The following is a 16934-nucleotide window of genomic DNA, read 5'->3' as shown; positions in this document are numbered from 1 at the left end:
GCCATGCAATTTGAGCTTTTTTATTTTTTTCTTTTTATTCTGGCTTTTCTTTACGCATCGGTTGGGCACGGCGGTGCAAGTGGCTATCTGGCATTGATGGCACTCTATGGAATTGCGCCGCAGGAAATGAAACCTACAGCACTGGTGCTTAACCTCTTTGTTTCTTTAACATCCTTTATACAGTATTATAGGGGGCATTATTTCAAACGAAATCTGTTTTTGATGGTCGCCATTGCCTCTGTTCCCATGGCTTTTATAGGCGGCATGATCACCTTGGAAGATCATTTGTACAAGAGGTTGCTGGGGCTACTGCTGCTTTTTCCTATTTTTCGATTTTTCTTTTTTAAGAGCCCTGCCGAAGATGAGCTCAAACCGTACAACAGTTTTGGTGCACTGGTAATTGGTGGCATTGTGGGACTACTTTCAGGCATGATCGGTATTGGCGGCGGAATTATCCTCTCCCCTTTTCTGATCCTGCTTAAATGGACCGATCAAAAACAAACTGCGGCTATCAGTGCTGCATTTATTTTTGTAAATTCATTGTCGGGACTTGGTGGTATGCTCACAAAAAGTATTTCGTTCAATGCCCATATGTGGGGATACGTTGTGGTAGCTTTCCTTGGAGGTCTACTCGGAGCCTATCTTGGATCAAAAAAATTAAAACAGGATGCGCTGAAGTATGTACTCGCTACAGTTCTTTTGGTTGCAGCCTATAAATTATTGTTTACATCAGCCTAATTAATTTAAAAGAATATGGCTGATCTATTTATCCAAATCGGATAACATAAAGAAAGCGAACAAGTCTTTCAATTGTGAGATGAACAAAGTAGGATAAAAGAGGCGAAACTTTGATAAAAAATGAATGAAAAAATGAAAGTTCACGTAAAGACCTTTGGCTCCTTGACCGATATATTGGCAAAGGAATTTTATATAACAGCTAACGATACAACAGAGTTATTGGCAACATTATCGCGCGACCATGCCGAATTGGCACAGCGCAGCTTATTGATAGCCGTAAACAATACTATTATTAAGACACCGGTAACATTTCAGGAAAATGATATAGTTGCCTTAATGCCACCCTATTCAGGAGGATAAGCGATGCGGAATGAACGGTATTCGAGGCATTATGTCCTCCCCGGTTTTGGTGAATTAGGCCAACAAAAGCTGCAAACTGCCCGCGTACTGGTCGTTGGCGCTGGCGGGCTTGGCTGCCCTGTACTCCAATATCTGGCAGCAGCAGGGGTTGGAACCCTCGGTATTATTGACCATGATCATGTGGGGCTGAGCAACCTGCACCGTCAGGTTCTGTATGATACCAACGACATCGGCCGAGCTAAAGCTGAGGTAGCAGCGGGTAAGCTCAGGCTGCAGAATCCTGAAATTGAGATCCGCTATTGGGCGGAACAACTGCATTCGAATAATGTCGCCGACCTGATCAGTTCGTACGACCTGATCATGGATTGTACAGATAATTTTGCTGCACGATATCTACTTTGCGATGCTTGCCGTTTATTGGATAAACCGTTGATTTTTGCTGCAATCTATCAATATGAGGGACAGGTAGCTGTATTCAATGTGGCCGACAAAGAAGGCATAAAGACAAATTATCGGCATTTATTCCCTACAGCCCCAACCACCTTGGAAGCTCCCGACTGCAATGTAGCGGGGGTATTGGGTGTATTGCCCGGTATGATCGGAATATTACAAGCAACAGAAGCCATCAAGCTATTAACCGGCATCGGTACCGCCTTGATCAATAAATTAATGACGGTCAATATGCTTGATAATAGCAGTTATATCTTTGAAATCCCCTTTGCGGCATCCGCAGAAACCATTTATCCACAAACTTTAGCTGAGTTGAGTACGTTTAACTATGAGCAATACTGTGCTTCGGAGAGCCAATTTATACAGGCCATAGATGCACAAGAGTTTGTTGAAATGTGGTCCGCAGAGGATGTTGTGCTTGTCGATGTACGCGATCCAAATGAACTTCCGCGTCTGTCCCAGCCACATCTATCCATTCCGCTTTCAACATTACCTGCACAAATCAAAAATATCGATAATACACGCGTTGTTTTTATCTGTCAGAGCGGAAAACGGAGCCTATTGGCTGCCCAGTACTTTTACGAGCAGACAGATGCCGGACAACAAATATTCCATCTGGACGGCGGCATGGTCGCCTTAGAAAACTATATAAATGACTAAACAAAAAAACGACATATTTTTTAAAGGACCAATTCCGGCCACTTTGGTTGCGGAAGCTATCTCAAAGCACTATAATAAACCTGAAATTGGTGCACATAGCATCTTCCTGGGACAGATCAGGGCTGATCAGATCGATGGGAAGGCCGTAAAATCTATTGATTATACGACAAACCGGGAACTGGCCTTACTTAAAATGGCGGAGATCCGCGAAGCAGTGCTTGATAAGTATCCATTAGCCTGTATGCATGTTTATCATAGCGAAGGCGAAGTACAGGTTGGCGAAATTTGCTTCTTTGTATTCACGTCGTCAGCACACAGGCGTGCAGCGATGGATGCTTGTGACGAACTTGTTGAACGCATAAAAAAAGAAATGCCCATTTGGGGTAAAGAATTATTTGAAGACGATACGCATCAATGGAAAATTAATAGATAATATGGTTGATATTACACATAAAAGTGCGACGCTGAGGAAGGCAATAGCAATGGCCACGGTACTTGTCTCTTCTGAGAATACCGTCAGGCTTATTGAACAGCGACAGGTTCCGAAAGGCGACATATTTGAATTTGCACGTGCCTCTGCATTACTTGCGATCAAGAAAACTGGCGATATGATCCCTGATTGTCACCCTTTGCCGGTAGAATATGCTGCGATCCGATATACCGTAGCGGGCTTACAAATTCATATTGAAGTTGAAGTACATACGATCTATAAAACTGGTGTGGAGGTTGAAGCCATGCACGGCGCCTCTGTTGCAGCGCTCGTTATTTATGATATGCTTAAGCCCATAGACAAACAGGTGGAGATAGGTGGTATCCGATTACTTGAGAAAAAAGGCGGTAAGAGCAATGAATCCTTGCCTTGGGTCGCAGCGCTTAAAGCTGCAGTCGTGGTTTGTAGCGATTCGGTAACCCGAGGAGAAAAAGAAGATATCTCAGGCAGGCTTCTGTGCGATCTTTTGGAAAAGCAAGGCTTGCACGATATTGCCTATGCGGTAATTGCTGACGAAACGAGTGCAGTACAAGAACGTGTGGAACACTATGGGCAAGCTGGTATAGATCTTCTGGTATTTACGGGAGGCACAGGACTCTCGGACAGAGATATTACGCCAGATGCTGTGGCACCATATATTACCAAAGATATTCCCGGAATTATGGAAACGGCAAGACAATACGGGCAGCAGCGTGTTAAAACAGCCATGTTATCACGAGGTATTTCAGGATTTGCCGATCGCATGTTGGTGCTTACCCTGCCCGGATCACCGAATGGTGTACGCGAAAGTATAGGCGCATTATTTCCACAGGTGCTGCATGTCTTTGAAGTGAGGGAAAACGTTGGACATTAAGTCCTCAGTTTTTCGACAAGCTGTTTGATCCGCATAATGGTCTGGCTGATTTCCACTTCACGCGTAAATCGGCCCAGACTAAATCGAATGGACGATAAGGCATCCAAATCTGACAACCCCATAGCCTTAAGCACATGTGAGGGCCTTGAGGTGACTGCAGAACAGGCCGAACCGCTGGATACCGAAATTGTTCCTAACTTGGTAATCAGCTGCTCTGAAAGCACACCTGTAAAACAGATATTCGTCGTGTTGAATAACCGATGGGATGTACTTCCATTTATAAATGTATCTGGTATAGTAAGAAGTTCGCTTTCAAGATAATCTCGGAGCTGTTCTACACGGGATTGATCTATTGTTAAATCTTCGAGTGCGATTCGCAAAGCAGCAGCCATCCCAATGATACCGGTTGTATTGACAGTTCCGCTGCGCCAGCCCTGTTGCTGTCCGCCGCCATGGATTTGAGGTATCAAATGCTCTTTAACCCGACTGGCGATATACAGTCCCCCGATACCCTTGGGTCCATAAAATTTGTGTGCTGAAAAAGCCAAAAAATCAACATCAAGGTGCTGGAGGCTTATGTCCATTTTCCCAACCGCCTGTGTTGCATCACAAAGAACAAATGCATGGCCCTGATGCGCTATTTCACTGATCTGTTTTATCGGTAAGATAATACCCGTTTCATTATTCACCAGCATGGTACAAATTAACAGCGTATCTTCGCGAATACTTTCCTTAAGTAATCTGAGATCGAGCATGCCTTGAGGATCTACCATTAAATAGGAAACTTCAAATCCCAATCGCTCCATAAAAGCGCAGCTATCCAAAACAGCTCGGTGCTCTGTGGAAATGCTGATAATATGTTTTCTGGACGAAAACTGGAGTCCTTTTAGGACCAGGTTAATTGATTCTGTAGCACCCGAAGTGAAAATGATATTCTTGGGTTGCATACCCAGTCTATCAGCGATATCTTCGCTCGCCTGATCCATCGCATCCTGTATGGTTAAACTAAATAGATGTGCCCCACTTGGATTGGCATACTCCGTTCTAAAAAATGGAAGCATTTCATTTAAAACACGCTCATCTACCGGGGTGGTCGCATTATAGTCAAGATAGATAAAGTTTGAGTTTATACTGTCCATTTATTTAATATTTATTGATACTTGTGGTTAATAACAAAGCAGCCAATAGTGTTCCAATTTTTTTCATTATTTAAAGTTAACTTTTTTATAATTGTTTCCTTTTTCAAAACAGTCAGAAAACCTCTTGTCTTGAATAAAAGTCTAATCTGTAAGCATGTACAGGAATGCTATACCATATTCACATTTATCTGAGATACTATTGCCAGTGATGATATAATTTCTGGTAACTATCGGGATCAATGCCGGACCGATATTCAAATTTAACGAGGCTATTTCGCTGATGATCCCCTGCAAAGACCAGACTGAAATAGACTACTATTGGGAAGCACTCACATCGGATGGAGGACAGGAGAGCGTTTGCGGATGGCTGAAAGACAAATACGGATTAAGCTGGCAGGTTTGTCCTGAAAATTGGGCGGAACTCAACAAAAGACCGGGTGCATTCAAAAAAATGATGGGAATGAAAAAGATCATTATTGCGGATTTCTAAACAGAATAAAGATGGTTGAAAAAGTCCATAGGTAAAAAATGGTCTCATTATTATAAATTTCAATTTGAATACAGAGGTAACAAAAAAAAGACTACTAAAAAGGTAGTTTTTTTTTGAATTTGTGATTCTTTATAATTATCTTTGACTATCATAAAATTTTTAGGTTTATAATTGGTTATTTAAGGTTTTCATTCTCCCCGTTTGAAAACCTTTTTTGTTTTAAAAGTACTTAATCAATGGTATACCCTATTTCAGCAAATCCATATCGTCGATTACATCGGATAGATTTACAAAAAAGTCTCAGCGATCAACTTTTGAATGGATAAATTGTATTTGTGGTTTATGGAACACAGTTGTGTCTGGTGGTACGCTGCTTGTTATCCAGACGTTTCCCCCAATCACCGAATGATGTCCAATACGAGTATTCCCACCCAAAATTGTTGCTCCCGCATAAATAATTACGTGATCTTCAATAATCGGATGTCTTCGCTGACCGGCTAAAACCTTGTCAACACTAAGGGCACCTAAAGTAACCCCCTGATACAGCTTTACGTGATCGCCGATAACCGCAGTTTCGCCTATAACCAGACCCGTTCCATGATCGATATGAAAGTGACGCCCAATGGTCGCTCCCGGATGGATATCTATGCCTGTACGTTCATGCGCATACTCGGTCAAAATACGGGGGAACAAGGGTACCCGATCTAACCAGAGCTGATGTGCCATGCGATACATGCAAATCGCAAGAAACCCTGGATAAGTACGTATGACCTCACTTAGATTGTTGGCAGCGGGATCGCCATCCAGCATAGCCTGAGCATCTTCAAGCATCAGATGATAGATATGCGGGAGGTTTTCAAAAAAACGTTGGACAATTTCGCGATGATCACAGCCTATACAGTCTTTACTGTTCAGCAAAAGATCATATAGCTCATTTTCCAAAATTGTAAAAGTTGCTTTAACGGCCTCTACCGTAAGCAGCTTTTTCGAATTACGTTCTGGAAACATAAGCCGAAATACATCTCTTGCCCATTCCCAGATACGAACGTTGCTGGGCATATCATGCGCAGCCTGTTGTCTGGCAAATAAAGTGCTATAAAATTTTTCCATTTCTTCTTTTTTATACTGATATCCTGAAAAAAAGCTGGCAGCTAAACGATCCCCCTAACCGCCAGCTGCCATACTTTTAATTAGTAAAATCGTTTGTTTCGACTGACCAATCTCTCCACCGTCAACGCGAGGAGATCGATCTCCTGATGTGTATTGTAGAAGGCAAGGGAGGGTCTTACCGACGAGTCATACCCCAGTCTCCTCAGGATTGGCTGTGCACAGTGATGACCTGTCCGAACGGCTATACCGACTTCATTCAATGCCTGACCGACTTCGCTGTTGCTGTATCCTGAAAGGGTAAAGGAAAGTACACTGGTTTTTTCTGTCGCTGTACCGATCAAAGTAACCCCGGCGATCTGTTTCAACGAACGGGTCGCATAATCCAATAGATCATGCTCGTAGTGATAGATGTTATCAATGCCGATAGCCTGCACATATCGGATTGCAGCCCCCAGGCCAACAGCATCGGCAATATTGCCAGTACCGGCTTCAAAACGATTGGGCACAGCATGAAATTCTGTTTTTTCAAAAGAGACATCTCGGATCATGTTTCCTCCGCTTTGGTAAGGCTGGGTATTGTTTAGGATGTCTTCTTTGCCATAGAGCACGCCGATTCCTGTCGGGCCAAATATTTTATGTCCAGAAAACACAAAGAAATCGGGATTTAGGTATTGGAGATCTATCGCGATATGGGAGACCGACTGAGCCCCGTCCAACAGTACTTTGGCCCCTACACGATGTGCCGAATCAATAATGGCTTTTGCCGGTGTTATTGTACCCAGTGCATTACTGACATGAGTAAAAGAGACTAATTTCGTCCGAGAACTGAGCAGTTTGCTATACTCATCAAAAAGCAAATTTCCCTGCTCATCAACAGGGATTACCCGGATCTTAAAACCTTTCTTTTGACTCAATTGCTGCCAGGGAACTATATTGGCATGATGTTCCAGATAGCTAATTATAATCTCATCATCTGGGCCTAAATGCTGGTCTCCCCAACTATTGGCAACAAGGTTGATAGATTCGGTCGTGCCACGCGTAAATATAATTTCATTGGGTGAACTTGCATTTAGAAAGTTTTTAATGACATTTCGCGATTCTTCGTACGCATCTGTAGCACGTGCAGCAAGTTCATGTGCAGCACGGTGTATATTGGAATTTTCAGTCTTATAAAAGCGCGATATCCTATCGATAACCACTTGTGGTTTTTGAGTCGTCGCGGCATTGTCCAGCCAAACAAGTGGCCTTCCACCCACAGTTTCTTGCAGAATAGGAAAGTCGCGACGAATTGACTGAACGTCAAAACGGGGTTTCAACGTATCGAAAGGCAAGGAAGACGTATTTTCAAAGGCAGCCCCCGACTTTATGAAATAGAATGAATTGGCACTATCGGCCAGTGGTATCTGGGCAGTATGTTTAAAACCACTTAATTGCTGCAATGCTCCTCTTAGTGTGTCAAGTGGCTTTTCATGCGTTTCTGCAAAGGGTAATTTATTGACCTGTGGTTCTATATCAACACCCGTAGCAGGAGGAAGAACTGGGTTGTAAATACCTGGCTGCCTGCCATTCCCAGCTACAGGGATAGTAGCATTTCCCCTATGAAAACTTGGATCATGAAAACCGATCGCTGGATCTTCTAACCGGAATTCTCTCAGTTCAGGATTAGAGCCCGGTTTTTCAGCATGGATTTCATGTCGGGGAAGATCCCGAGATACGAGGTTTTCCGTTGGAACTGCCTTAAAATACTTATTTGCTTCTTCCGTTAGAAATCTTTCGAAATCAATATCTAAATGAGACATAGTAAAATTTTTTAAGGAATGATTTATTTATAATTGTAGCTGTGGTATTGTGTGATGTCAACATCGTCCAATACAGCCACAGCATCGTCTACGAGAATGACCAGTGAACAATATAAAGATATCAGGTAAGAGGCAATGGCTTTATCATTGATTCCAGTAAACTTGATGGATAGGCCCGGCGTTTGTTCACCCGGTAAGTTAGGCTGATAAAGACCGATTACTCCCTGACGTGCTTCTCCTGTGCGGATTAACAGAATTTTGGTCTTCCCATTTACAATAGGCACTTTATCACTGGGAATCAATGGGATGCCGCGCCAGGTTAAAAACTGTGAACCGAAAAGTGACACCGTGGGTGGTGGGACACCACGACGTGTACATTCGCGCCCAAAGGCCGCAATGGTGAGGGGATGAAGCAGAAAAAATCCAGGCTGCTTCCATACCTTTGTGATCAATTCGTCCAGGTCATCGGGTGTAGGAGCTCCAGATCTGGTCTTAATAATCTGTTTGGACGCGACATTGCTCAAGATTCCGTAATCAGTATTGTTGATGAGCTCACTCTCCTGCCTTTCTTTAATTTTCTCAATTGCCAAACGTAACTGTTCACTGATCTGATTATAGGGCTTGCTGTAGAGATCAGAAACCCGCGTATGTACGTCTATCAGTGTATTGACCGCGTTTAAATTATACTCCCGTGGACTTTCGTCATAATCAACAAATGTATGTGGTAAAACACTCTCATCACGTCTGGAACAGTCTACCTGGATACTGTCTTCGCCGACAACTTTGTTTAATCGAAACACGCCCGATTCCACAGGTGTCCATTGCAATAAGTGTACTAGCCATCGGGGTGAGATACTTTCAAGTTGTGGAACGGTTCTGGTGGCAATTGCCAGGTGTCGTGCAGCGACATCGCCCAAGGCGGTCTGTTGTGTTGGTTTTTCACTCATATTGTAAAAGTTTAATGAAATTTGGAATAGATTAAGAACACCTGAAAAAGAGTGTAAATTCGATAGTAGACTCTTTTTTAAAAGAAGGATAGAAAGTCTATCTTAATTTTAGAGCAGACTTTTCAGTCTGCCCCTCATTATTTAGTTTAATAAATCAATTAGAAAGGTCGTAATAAGTACTTTAATTCTTAAGCAATCGGCACAAGCCTATTGTCCTCCAATCTCACCGCAACTTGTTTTACCGATGTAAAACCGTCTTCTCTCGAAACAATACTTGATAGATCAAGACCCTTTTTGGAAAGGGTGCTTAACAGAGCGGCCCGAAATATGGCTTTGGATGATCCCCACCCCCGGCCCGACACCGTATCATTATTAAATTGGATTAATTCGTTAATCGAATAATGAATAAGCGTTTCAGATAAGTGTTCATAAAGACTTTTTGTTGTTGCCATACAATTTAAAAATTTAAAGGGTTAAACTATAAATTGTATTCAGTTTTTTTGGCCGAAACCCATATTATTTAACCACCGTGGTAATTCTACTCGGTTGGTATCGCGCGATGCAATTCTGAATACTCTATAAAGTTAGTAGATTTTATTTAAATATCCATATCTTTTTGAAAATAAAAGTTTTATTTACTTCCCCCGAGTCAATTATTCGTTCTATCCCTCCTATTCTGTTAACCGTTGTATGCATCAAGGGTTATTATTTATGTGCGGAAATATTTTTGAGATAAAAATCAATAGACCACAAGAAATACCCGAGAAACATGAATGCAACAACATGGAAAAAAGTAGCACTAAAATTTACCTAAATAACAGTATGGCGATTACCAATGTGAGCATGATATTGAAAGTCTGTGCGATCAGAAATGCATACAATGGCTTCTTATTATTATGTACAAACAGTTCTTTAAAATTCGTTTCCAGACCTATCGATGTAAAAGCCAGTGCAAACCACAAGCCTTGTATACTTTTTAATTCTGCTTTAACACTATTGATTTGCTCAGCGTTAATTACAAAAGAAAATAGCAAAGATGCAAAGACAAAACCCAGGACAAATTTCGGAAAACGCTCCCAAATAATTTTTAATGTAGGTTTCTCCGCATTTTCTGCACTTTTGGAATGCGAATATGTCCAATAAACACTGATAGCAAAGGCGGCAATGCCAAGTAAGACATTTTGAGAAAATTTTACTATAGTACTAATTTTTAACGCTTCCTCACCTACCAGCGAACCGGAAGCAACGACTGCTCCAGTGGTATCGATACTCCCTCCCAGCCAGGCTCCGGTAACTTCTTGCGATAAGCCCATCCATGCTGCAAAGTAAGGCATTAAAATCATCATGGGGATCGCAGTAATCAAAACAAGAGAAACAACATAAGATAGCTTTTTAGGATCTCCTTTAATGGCTCCAGATGTAGCAATAGCCGCCGATACACCACAAATTGAAACAGCCGACGAAAGCATCAACGCCATTTCCTGATCCACTTTCAATTTCCTACAAAGCCAAAATGCAAAATACCACACTGACAATACAACGACCAAAGCCTGAATAAGCCCTAAAGTTCCAGCTTTTAATATCTCGCCAAATATAACCGTTGTTCCTAATAGCACTAAGCCAATTTTCACATATAATTCTGTAGAAAGTGCTTCTTTGAACCAGGAGGGCAGCTTGAACAAGTTGCTGATCAGCAAACCAATACCCAAGCTAAAAATAACAGCTTCCAGATTATACTCCTTTACCGTACTATTGCCAGCTAAAACCAATGCGAGTATCGTTAATACAAAGATGAAAGGAAAAACGACTAAAAGTGACTTTAACGGTTTTCTTAATAGTACGGCCCCAACAAGAGCAGTAACAAAGACCAACAAAAATTGGACGCCGATCGCCAAAAGATTCTCAGGAGACAGGACTTTTGCAGAAAGATCTGCCGCCGAATTCCACGAAAAACTTGGGCTAGGTACGATGATACCAAAGAGTGCTGAAAAAATTAGAGCTAATCCGAGGATGACGACTGTCCAGTCCTCGCTAATAATGGCTCTTGATTTGGAAGATGACATAATACTATATAGTTAAGTTTTTTTAAATTGACTGACAATTTATTCTTGTTATTTTATTAAATCGTTCAATGCGCATTCAATTTCCGCAAAGTCGAAATCAAATCCATCTTCCAGGGTGAACCTGGTTGTCCCGGGAACAGGTTGGAGAAGAATACTTGAATCTACAGCTTTCAAGAACGATCCGATACGGGCAATTGCCCTAGGTATAGGCAAGCCAAAAGATGCACCCGAACTCGCTCTGAGCGCTTTCATAAATGTAGCATTGGTAACGGGACGGGGGCTACATGCATGATAAATAAACCGTGGTTGTGTCTGCTCAATTATCCACATCACTAATCGTACAAGATCGCGCTCATGAATCCAACTCACACATTGGCGTCCGTTAGAAATTTTACCGCCCAATCCCCTTCTAGCCAGCGGATGTAATTCAGCTAGCATACCTTGCTGTTTTGACAACACAGGGCTGACACGAAGTATCACTTTAAGCGTCTCAGGCAGGGCATATGCTCAAAAAGCAGCTTCCCATCTTTTGGTGAGCTGAGCAAGATACCCCTCTCCAACCGCAGTACTTGTCTCATCCTGCAGTTCATTTAATCCAGAAAAAAGAGATATACCAGAAAAGTTTATCCAAAGCCTTGGGGGTTTATCACAAGCTGCTATTGCTTTTCCTATTGCATTCGTCGGTAAAAGCCGTGAATCGGTCAGAATTGCTCTATTTTTTCGCGTAAATCGACGTCGTATGCTTTCGCCGCTTAAGTTTATCACGGTATCTGCACTTTCCAGTACATGAACCCATGTACCCAAATGCTCTCCGTCCCAAAACAGATAACTTACCCCATCTTCTTTCTCAGGCTGTTTTCGGGACAAAATCAACACTTCCCACCCCGATTCCAAAAACTTTTTCTTTAGCACTGTTCCAAGATGACCGGTCCCTCCAGCAAGTACAACTTTTCTCATATCCTCAAATCGATTTTAAAATGGTCGTTTAAATTTAATGCGAAGATCAAATACCCTCGACATCAGCAAGGAAAACCTCCCCTGTTTTCTCAATATCCCATCCTACAACTGGATTGAAATGATAACCAGACTTCGATTCCCGCGCTTTGACCAGTTGATTGTATGTTGGCTGTATATACCCTGTCTCATCAATTGCTTTACTGAGGACACGTGTCGGTTTTCCATCCCAATTCCACATGAATTTAAAGGCGGTATGTGCTTTTTCCAATACTGGTCCTTGTAAATGTGCTTCGTTCCATGTTTTACCATTGTCTGTACTCACCAGCACTTTTGTTACCTTTCCACGGCCGCTCCACGCTATACCACGTAATTCTTGCCAGCCTTCTTCAATTTTTTTCGGATAGGCGGGAAAGGTAATAATAGATCTGGCATCCATTACTAAACTAAACATCCGGATTTTCCCACCTTTAACTTTCTCGGTGTATTTTGATGTTTCCTCTCTAGTCATCACAGGTTTATCTGTGACCTCAATACGCCGCAACCATTTGATTTGAGTATTTCCTTCAAATCCGGGAATGACCAGCCGCATTGGATAACCTTGCTGTGGTCGAATAGCCTCTCCATTCTGACCATAAGCAATGATCGCCTCCGTCAGTGCTTCTTGCAAGGGTACACTGCGCGCCATTAAAGCGCCGTCTGCACCTTCCGCCAACAGCCATTTGGCTTTGGGTTTAACACCTAGATCGCGCAAAACGGTCGATAGCAATACACCTGTCCACTCACTTTGACTTGTTAAACCGCAGACTTCTCCAGGCGTCATTTCCCGTTTTCCATAACGAAAATTGCCAGAACATTCAATAAAGCATATCCGCGATACGGAAGGATATTTCTTGAGGTCCGAAAGTTTTAATCGGATAGGCTTTTCTACTAATCCGTGGATAAGTAACTCATGCTGCTCGGGGTCGAGTTCGGGTATACCGGCGTGATGTCTCTCAAAATGGAGATCGGAGGGCGTAATTGTGCCTTGCAGATCTTCTAAAGGCGTACGGGAAGCTGTAGCGTAAGTAGCTATTCGCTTAGGGCTATCGAATTTAGAACGATAGCCAACTTCAGATGATGGCCTCCCCTGTACTTTGCTGGGATCGACAGTAATTTTGGAATCGAAATCAGGTTCTACAACCCGATTGGATATATGCTGATAGGCCACAAAACCTACCGAAATTGCTAAAAAGAAAGCTACTGTGACCGTCAACAAACGGACAAGCTTTCGTATCTGTTTTAAATATTCTTTTCCTTCAGACATATTCTTTTATCTAACCTCCTTCCCTCCGTGGCGATCATCTAACACGTATCTTTTCCTTGCGGGCATCTCTATTTGAGGTAAAGTTGTTGCTGTAATTTTATGCTCCTCATGTATGATTCCATTCAAGTACAACAGATAAGCTGTAATATCATAAACCTCTTGATCTGTTAGTGAACCCGGGGCGTTAAATGGCATCGCACGACGCACATAATCAAAGATTGTTGTCGCATAGGGCCAGTAATTACCAATGGTATTGCTCCCCGTTGAATCTGTGACCAGCTTATCTTCGGGCCCTTCATAGCCATTGGCGCCATGGCAACTGGCACATTTTTGTCGGTATACTAAAGCACCTTGTTTAGCGGTTCCCTCGCCATTGGGCAAGCCTTTTCCGTCAGGGCGGACATCGATATCCCATTTGGCGATAAAACTTTTATCTGCAGGGCTTCCTATCCCAAACTTATCCGGCCATGTTGCCTGATATGCAGCAAGTCCGTCAGACCAGTCTGTTTCACTCTGCCTCAAGCTCGCTGCAGATGGGACTCGATCACTCGTTTCGCAACATAGGAGGAAAGCTATCGTGCCGCCAATCGAAAAATATACTGCTCCACGTTTAGTCATACTGTCCAGCAACCAATTTACCCGGGGTAAGCTTATAATCTTTTATAACCTTATCTAACACCACATAAAGCGAGTCACGATTTTCGTCAATTCCGCTCAATATGACCCTATTGCCCCGATCAGATACCGTATAATGAAGAACGAAACGCTGTCTCGTTTCTTTCCTCGCTAATTCATCTGCTTTAGCAAATTCTCGGATGCGGCGTGTCGTCCGCGCTTTTGGATGTACATCATTTACCTCATGGGCAAACTTATATTTCACCGAATCGGGAATCCATTCTGCTAAGGAAATCGCTGGCGTGTCGGTAGATAACTTTTGCTCTTTCAGATAGTTTCGAACGCCGCCATCGCCACCTTCGCCAGCTGTTACATTCCGCTCATCGGGAATCAACTTAAATTTGTCCTCTAAGTACAATGTTTTGTTATCCCTATCGGCGTAATAATGAAAAACACGTTGACCTCCGGCCACACCTGAAATTTCAAAACTTCGGTTTACATCCCGTTTCGGATCGCCCCCCCCATTTGAAAGATCTAACCGTAAAGGCCGATTGACCCGAAAGGTGAGTGTGGACCATTTTTCAAACGTCGCAGATTGCCAACGGATGCTATCGTATGGACTAAAAAGTCTTGTTTCTCCATTTAACTTGAATTCCGTTACATTGTACGTTCCCCGTAATTCATTTACTCCTGCTGACGAAGGCTGTTTGTAAGGGTCATACCGAAAATCGATGTATTGCAGATAGAAAAAGATGCCAACAAAAACAAATAAAACAAGAGCTTTGAGGCCGATTCTAATAGCGTTAATACCAGGCTTAAATGTAGGTAAATACAGCTCGATCTTAGCAGCAACTTCTTTGACAAATAAATTATAGAACGGCTTGTAATAAGGCACAAGTAAAAATAAACTCAGCAAGACGAAATACGAACTGTAAACATGAACTCCGCCATCATAGGCAAAATTCACAACAACGATCGCCCCCAAAGCACCTACCAACAATGCCGCACCAATAGGTACCGTTTTCCTGAAAAAAAGCATCGTACCCGCACTCACTTCGAGTATACCTGCAAAAACCTGATACCAGGGCACAATTCCAAACGAAAGCCAAAAGATCTTCTGTGCAGTTAAATCACCATAATCGGTATCCAAAATACCCAAAGAGGGATAAGGCATCTGTACCGGAAAAAGTTTTGTAAATCCAAAGCCTATAATACCCAAACCAGCTCTATAACGTACCACAACATTGAGCCAATAAAACACCCTGTTATATTCAGATCGCTCTCTTTTGAGCAATCGTAGAACAAATGTCCAGATCAATGCTGCTACGATAGAAAAAAACAAGGTATTCACCCAAATACTATACCCCTCTAAACGATAGCCAAATGTAGTTTTGCCAAACCAATTTACACCAGAACCGAACCGACAGATATCATACAGATCGCGGTAATCCAAGTTAAACCAGTCAATCGAAAATACTTGTTTATACCACAGCGGATTATTAGGTATAGCTATTATAATAAAGAAAATAAAGCTGACGCGAAATGCAATGAGCTGAAAGGTAGTCCATCGGGTCCTACCTAACGACGAATTATTTATTGACATCTTCAAATAGTTTAAAGGTTTATAATTTGTATCCAAGTCCTCGCCGTCCGATCTTCTTTACTTCGTAGAGCAGGTATTTTTTATCTACCTTACTGAGACTGGCCTTCACAGTGTTTCCTCGTGCATTAACACCGACCAAATTCACATGGAGGCTGTCGGGTCGCTCTACTTTAAAGCGGTAAGTATCATTGGGATAATTTTTATTTGGATTTCTAAGCGCGATCGTGTCGCCGCTAATCGTATACCGATAATAGAGACGGTCTCCAGTCTGGGTGAACTCATAATCTCTTTGCTGATCTTCCCGCTCGAGAAAGGCGGCGGGGGCTATATCCTTGAAAACTGTATTTACTTTTCGTACACTGATTGTATTCCATCGCTCAAAAACGAGGTCCTTCCACCTTACGCTGTCAGTTGGCGAAAACGCCAATGTATCGCCATTAACAATAAAAGTGTCCACTAGATATTTTCCTTCGATAGCTGGCAAACCAGCTTGGTTCGGATAATGTAGCGATCGGTCCGGGTGCTGGTAGAGCGAATAAGATCTTACTGCCACCAATACAACAAACACGAACACGAAACCCACTTTGAGCGCTATCCGCCATTTTGACCAGCGTACTGTTTTCCAATCCAATTTCCAACTGGCGGGTAATGTTTCTTTAAGAGATACAATCAGTGACCCCAAACGTTGCACGTCATATAGTAAAATGGGCAAAGTCAATAAGATAATATAAATAGAAACAAAATAGGTGGGCCCTTGATAGGCCAAATCGGCCAAAAATGCATTTCCATAGAATGGAATGACAAAAATAACAGACAAAAAAGCTGTTTTCCGAAAGAGCAAAAGTAGCGCGGCAACAATTTCAACAATACCCAAAAAAACCAGATATGCCGGAGCTGCCGATAAACTTAACAATAGGTGCTTCCAATCTGCAAAATAACCATATGCTGTATTTAAATGACTCAAGGATAGCTCGGGAACAAATATGGGAAACAGCTTGAGAAAGCCGGCTACAAACAATATAGCAGCTAGCTTAAAGCGCACAAATATTCTTAGATAATAATAGTATAACTGCTCCCTAACATCACTGTCGGTATTGTCCCTTTTCAACCAAATAGCAGCTCCTGCTAATGCGATAATCAAGATCAATAACCAATCTTGTATACTATTCTGTTCGCCGAAATAGTGCGGCAAAAATGTCACCAACTTGAATACGTCCACAATAAAATATTGCCAGCTGATCGTAAACAACGTTTTATAGAATTCTGGCTGCAAGGGCAGACTGAGCAACAAGATAAAGAGTATGCTCACACGAAGAAGATACTTCTCCAGCTTGTGTTTTTGAAAAAATAATGCCAT

At 42.3% G+C, this 16934-nt stretch carries 18 protein-coding genes and 1 riboswitch; of the genes, 6 read left to right on the top strand and 12 right to left on the bottom strand.

Annotated features, from left to right (window positions below):
• Window positions 1-3 precede the first annotated feature (3 nt).
• The 5 genes from HS960_RS00720 to moaCB all read left to right on the top strand — a co-directional run bounded on the left by HS960_RS00720 (window position 4) and on the right by moaCB (window position 3551).
• Entirely contained in the window at window positions 4-738 is a 735-nt protein-coding gene (locus HS960_RS00720) for a sulfite exporter TauE/SafE family protein (protein WP_182331011.1), read from the top strand.
• 132 nt (window positions 739-870) lie between these two features.
• Window positions 871-1098, top strand: coding sequence for a MoaD/ThiS family protein (locus HS960_RS00715; RefSeq protein ID WP_172840724.1), 228 nt, complete (start codon window positions 871-873; stop codon window positions 1096-1098).
• 3 nt (window positions 1099-1101) lie between these two features.
• Window positions 1102-2208 carry a HesA/MoeB/ThiF family protein gene (locus tag HS960_RS00710; protein WP_182331010.1) on the top strand — a complete coding sequence of 369 codons (1107 nt, stop codon included), beginning with the start codon at window positions 1102-1104 and terminating at the stop codon, window positions 2206-2208.
• A complete protein-coding gene (locus HS960_RS00705; RefSeq protein ID WP_182331009.1) occupies window positions 2201-2641 on the top strand; it encodes a molybdenum cofactor biosynthesis protein MoaE in 441 nt (146 codons plus the stop codon). Before HS960_RS00710 ends, HS960_RS00705 begins: the two co-directional genes overlap by 8 nt.
• 1 nt (window position 2642) lies before the next feature.
• Window positions 2643-3551 carry a bifunctional molybdenum cofactor biosynthesis protein MoaC/MoaB gene (moaCB, locus tag HS960_RS00700; protein ID WP_182331008.1) on the top strand — a complete coding sequence of 303 codons (909 nt, stop codon included), beginning with the start codon at window positions 2643-2645 and terminating at the stop codon, window positions 3549-3551.
• Here the strand turns inward: moaCB and HS960_RS00695 are convergent.
• The gene (locus HS960_RS00695; protein ID WP_182331007.1) at window positions 3548-4690 is read right to left on the bottom strand and encodes a cysteine desulfurase family protein; all 1143 of its coding nucleotides are present in this window, start codon (window positions 4688-4690) and stop codon (window positions 3548-3550) included. The genes moaCB and HS960_RS00695 overlap by 4 nt on opposite strands.
• A gap of 280 nt (window positions 4691-4970) precedes the next feature.
• Here HS960_RS00695 and HS960_RS00690 point away from each other — a divergent pair, with 280 nt between their 5' ends.
• Window positions 4971-5180, top strand: a complete 210-nt coding sequence (locus HS960_RS00690) for a VOC family protein (RefSeq protein ID WP_376778395.1) — start codon at window positions 4971-4973, stop codon at window positions 5178-5180.
• A gap of 300 nt (window positions 5181-5480) precedes the next feature.
• Here the strand turns inward: HS960_RS00690 and epsC are convergent, their stop codons facing one another.
• From epsC to HS960_RS00635, 11 genes are all read right to left on the bottom strand, one after another.
• Window positions 5481-6290: a serine O-acetyltransferase EpsC gene (gene epsC / locus HS960_RS00685; protein WP_046675172.1), complete on the bottom strand. Its 810-nt coding sequence runs from the start codon at window positions 6288-6290 to the stop codon at window positions 5481-5483.
• 80 nt (window positions 6291-6370) lie between these two features.
• Window positions 6371-8089, bottom strand: a complete 1719-nt coding sequence (locus HS960_RS00680) for a family 2A encapsulin nanocompartment cargo protein cysteine desulfurase (protein ID WP_182331006.1) — start codon at window positions 8087-8089, stop codon at window positions 6371-6373.
• Between the two features lie 23 nt (window positions 8090-8112).
• A complete protein-coding gene (locus tag HS960_RS00675; protein WP_182331005.1) occupies window positions 8113-9036 on the bottom strand; it encodes a family 2A encapsulin nanocompartment shell protein in 924 nt (307 codons plus the stop codon).
• A 188-nt stretch (window positions 9037-9224) separates the two neighbouring features.
• Window positions 9225-9488: a 5-oxoprolinase gene (locus tag HS960_RS00670; protein WP_182331004.1), complete on the bottom strand. Its 264-nt coding sequence runs from the start codon at window positions 9486-9488 to the stop codon at window positions 9225-9227.
• Between the two features lie 34 nt (window positions 9489-9522).
• A riboswitch (SAM-I-IV-variant riboswitch) is annotated at window positions 9523-9616 on the bottom strand.
• Window positions 9617-9842: 226 nt separating this feature from the next.
• Window positions 9843-11099, bottom strand: coding sequence for a YeiH family protein (locus HS960_RS00665; protein WP_182331003.1), 1257 nt, complete (start codon window positions 11097-11099; stop codon window positions 9843-9845).
• Window positions 11100-11147: 48 nt separating this feature from the next.
• The gene (locus tag HS960_RS00660; RefSeq protein ID WP_182331002.1) at window positions 11148-11537 is read right to left on the bottom strand and encodes a Rossmann-fold NAD(P)-binding domain-containing protein; all 390 of its coding nucleotides are present in this window, start codon (window positions 11535-11537) and stop codon (window positions 11148-11150) included.
• A gap of 69 nt (window positions 11538-11606) precedes the next feature.
• Window positions 11607-12056, bottom strand: coding sequence for an NAD-dependent epimerase/dehydratase family protein (locus HS960_RS00655; protein WP_182331001.1), 450 nt, complete (start codon window positions 12054-12056; stop codon window positions 11607-11609).
• Between the two features lie 46 nt (window positions 12057-12102).
• Entirely contained in the window at window positions 12103-13359 is a 1257-nt protein-coding gene (gene soxC, locus HS960_RS00650; RefSeq protein ID WP_182331000.1) for a sulfite dehydrogenase, read from the bottom strand.
• 6 nt (window positions 13360-13365) lie between these two features.
• The gene (locus tag HS960_RS00645; RefSeq protein WP_182330999.1) at window positions 13366-13977 is read right to left on the bottom strand and encodes a c-type cytochrome; all 612 of its coding nucleotides are present in this window, start codon (window positions 13975-13977) and stop codon (window positions 13366-13368) included.
• Window positions 13970-15577, bottom strand: a complete 1608-nt coding sequence (locus HS960_RS00640; RefSeq protein ID WP_182330998.1) for a hypothetical protein — start codon at window positions 15575-15577, stop codon at window positions 13970-13972. The genes HS960_RS00645 and HS960_RS00640 overlap by 8 nt, the downstream gene beginning before the upstream one ends.
• A gap of 19 nt (window positions 15578-15596) precedes the next feature.
• Window positions 15597-16934: a DoxX family protein gene (locus HS960_RS00635; RefSeq protein WP_182330997.1), complete on the bottom strand. Its 1338-nt coding sequence runs from the start codon at window positions 16932-16934 to the stop codon at window positions 15597-15599.

It is taken from the genome of Sphingobacterium paramultivorum, from assembly GCF_014109745.1.
Taxonomy (GTDB): domain Bacteria; phylum Bacteroidota; class Bacteroidia; order Sphingobacteriales; family Sphingobacteriaceae; genus Sphingobacterium; species Sphingobacterium paramultivorum.
The sequence above is the reverse complement of the archived record's forward strand: the minus strand, read 5'-3'. Positions and strand labels throughout refer to the sequence as shown.

What these genes read in the sequence shown, in the direction of transcription:
- HS960_RS00720 (WP_182331011.1), top strand. Translation starts at nt 4, where the DNA reads ATGCAATTTGAGCTTTTTTATTTTTTTCTTTTTATTCTGGCTTTTCTT.
- HS960_RS00715 (WP_172840724.1), top strand. Translation starts at nt 871, where the DNA reads ATGAAAGTTCACGTAAAGACCTTTGGCTCCTTGACCGATATATTGGCA.
- HS960_RS00710 (WP_182331010.1), top strand. Translation starts at nt 1,102, where the DNA reads ATGCGGAATGAACGGTATTCGAGGCATTATGTCCTCCCCGGTTTTGGT.
- HS960_RS00705 (WP_182331009.1), top strand. Translation starts at nt 2,201, where the DNA reads ATGACTAAACAAAAAAACGACATATTTTTTAAAGGACCAATTCCGGCC.
- moaCB (WP_182331008.1), top strand. Translation starts at nt 2,643, where the DNA reads ATGGTTGATATTACACATAAAAGTGCGACGCTGAGGAAGGCAATAGCA.
- HS960_RS00695 (WP_182331007.1), bottom strand. Translation starts at nt 4,690, where the DNA reads ATGGACAGTATAAACTCAAACTTTATCTATCTTGACTATAATGCGACC.
- HS960_RS00690 (WP_376778395.1), top strand. Translation starts at nt 4,971, where the DNA reads ATGATCCCCTGCAAAGACCAGACTGAAATAGACTACTATTGGGAAGCA.
- epsC (WP_046675172.1), bottom strand. Translation starts at nt 6,290, where the DNA reads ATGGAAAAATTTTATAGCACTTTATTTGCCAGACAACAGGCTGCGCAT.
- HS960_RS00680 (WP_182331006.1), bottom strand. Translation starts at nt 8,089, where the DNA reads ATGTCTCATTTAGATATTGATTTCGAAAGATTTCTAACGGAAGAAGCA.
- HS960_RS00675 (WP_182331005.1), bottom strand. Translation starts at nt 9,036, where the DNA reads ATGAGTGAAAAACCAACACAACAGACCGCCTTGGGCGATGTCGCTGCA.
- HS960_RS00670 (WP_182331004.1), bottom strand. Translation starts at nt 9,488, where the DNA reads ATGGCAACAACAAAAAGTCTTTATGAACACTTATCTGAAACGCTTATT.
- HS960_RS00665 (WP_182331003.1), bottom strand. Translation starts at nt 11,099, where the DNA reads ATGTCATCTTCCAAATCAAGAGCCATTATTAGCGAGGACTGGACAGTC.
- HS960_RS00660 (WP_182331002.1), bottom strand. Translation starts at nt 11,537, where the DNA reads ATGCTAGCTGAATTACATCCGCTGGCTAGAAGGGGATTGGGCGGTAAA.
- HS960_RS00655 (WP_182331001.1), bottom strand. Translation starts at nt 12,056, where the DNA reads ATGAGAAAAGTTGTACTTGCTGGAGGGACCGGTCATCTTGGAACAGTG.
- soxC (WP_182331000.1), bottom strand. Translation starts at nt 13,359, where the DNA reads ATGTCTGAAGGAAAAGAATATTTAAAACAGATACGAAAGCTTGTCCGT.
- HS960_RS00645 (WP_182330999.1), bottom strand. Translation starts at nt 13,977, where the DNA reads ATGACTAAACGTGGAGCAGTATATTTTTCGATTGGCGGCACGATAGCT.
- HS960_RS00640 (WP_182330998.1), bottom strand. Translation starts at nt 15,577, where the DNA reads ATGTCAATAAATAATTCGTCGTTAGGTAGGACCCGATGGACTACCTTT.
- HS960_RS00635 (WP_182330997.1), bottom strand. Translation starts at nt 16,934, where the DNA reads ATGGCATTATTTTTTCAAAAACACAAGCTGGAGAAGTATCTTCTTCGT.